Here is a 1830-nt window from a genome sequence, read left to right on the forward strand (position 1 = left end):
CTCGCGGATGGCGGTCAGCAGCGAACCGGCGAGGTCACCGGGCAGCGTGCCCGCCGCGGCCGTGCCCTCGGCGATGCCCTCGCGGGCGGCCGCGGCGACGTCGGACGGCACCCCGGCCGGGACCTCGGCCACGCCGCGGTAGACGGCCGTGGCGATCGAGCCGAACACGGCGATGCCGAAGGCGACCCCGAGCTCGTTGCTCGTCTGCGAGATCGCGCCCGCCGCCCCGGCCTTCTCCGGCGGCGCCGAGCCCATCACCAGGCCGATGCCCAGCACCAGCATGGGCGAGAGACCGGCGGTCGCGAGGACCGTGCCGAGCACCGTGATGACCAGGCCGCCGCTCGCCGGGACCTGCGTGAGCAGCACGAAACCGACCAGGGAGACCAGCATCCCGGCGGCGATGACGACCGCGGGCCGGAACCGCTGGGCCAGGCCCGGCGACACCATGTACCCGGCGACCATGCCGACGGTGTACGGGATCAGCCACAGGCCGGAGTTCAGCGGCGACAGGCCGAGCACCAGCTGCAGGTACTGGTTGAACAGCAGGATGATGCCGCTGATCGTGGACCCGCCGAGCAGCATCATGCCCAGCGCGCCGCTGAAGGCCGGGCGGCCGAGCAGCCGCACGTCCAGGAGCGGGTCGGCGAGCCGCCGCTGCCGCCGGACGAACGCCACCCCGAAGAGCAGGCCCGCCGCGAGGACCACCAGCGACACCACGACCGAGCTGCCGCGCGCGAGTTCCTTGAGGCCGTAGATGACCGGCAGGATGGTGGCCATCGACAGCACGATGCTGACCAGGTCGAGTTTGAAGCCGCCGGCGCCGGTGGCCTTGTGCTCGGGCAGCAGGATCGGCGCGACGACCAGCAGCAGCCCCATCACCGGCAGGCCGAGCAGGAACACCGAACCCCACCAGAACGCCGACAGCATCACGCCGCCGACCAGCGGGCCGATAGCCATGCCGACCATGAAGAAGCTCGTCTGGACGCTGATCGCGACCGCGCGCTGCTTCGCGTTCCGGAACATCGTGGAGATCAGGCCCAGCATCGTGGGCATCAAGGTCGAGCCGGCGATGCCGAGCCCCGCGCGGGCCGCGATCAGCATCTCCGCGCTGGACGACCAGGCCGCCACCGCCGAGGCGACGCTGAACAGCGCCGCACCGATCATCAGCAGCTTCCGGTGCCCGATGCGGTCGCCGAGGTTGCCCATGGTGACGAGGAGGCCGGCGATGGTGAAGCCGTAGATGTCGACGATCCACAGCATCTGCGCGCTGCTGGGGTGCAGATCCGCGGTGACGTGGGGAATGGCCAGGATGAGGACGCTCAGGTCCAGTGACAGCAGCAGGGTCGGGAGGATGAGGACGGCGAGGCCGATCCACTCCTTCTTGCCCGCCAGCTCGCCTGGGGGCGTCGAGCTGTTGGTGGTCATGATCCCCTTTGAGAGTTTTGCCTGAATCGTTTCAAGAGTCACCGGGCGTGACTCGTCCAACACTGATCGTCGGTCACTCTCGATCACGACCGCATCTTTCTGATTGCTCTGCGTCACGAAGTCCGCAAGCAATCGACGAGACGCTGGCGGCGGCGGGCGGCTGGGAACCTCGAACGATGCGGATCCTCTTCGCCACGGTGCCCCTGTCGGGACACTTCTTCCCCCTCGTGCCGCTCGCGTGGGCCTACCGGGCCGCCGGCGCCGAGGTCGTGGTGACCACGTCGGCGGACTACCTGCCGACGGTCCTGCGCGCCGGGCTCCCCGCGACGCCCGCCGGGCCCGCGGCGGACTTCACCGGCCTCGCCGGCCACGGCTACCGCGACGCCGGCGAGCACCTGCTGGCCC

General features: G+C 70.6%; 1 protein-coding gene and 1 pseudogene. One reads left to right on the forward strand and one right to left on the reverse strand.

The genetic code is table 11. The features are described 5' to 3' along the window. Positions 1-1425, reverse strand: a 1425-nt coding sequence (locus G3I65_RS32520) for an MFS transporter (protein ID WP_160699491.1), incomplete at its 3' end; no start/stop codon positions are given. 176 nt (positions 1426-1601) lie between these two features. Between G3I65_RS32520 and G3I65_RS32525 the strand changes: the two are divergent. Next, a pseudogene (locus G3I65_RS32525) lies at positions 1602-1830 on the forward strand (glycosyltransferase); the annotation flags it as partial.

This window comes from Amycolatopsis sp. SID8362 (genome assembly GCF_010550475.1).
Taxonomy (GTDB): Bacteria; Actinomycetota; Actinomycetes; order Mycobacteriales; family Pseudonocardiaceae; genus Amycolatopsis; species Amycolatopsis eburnea.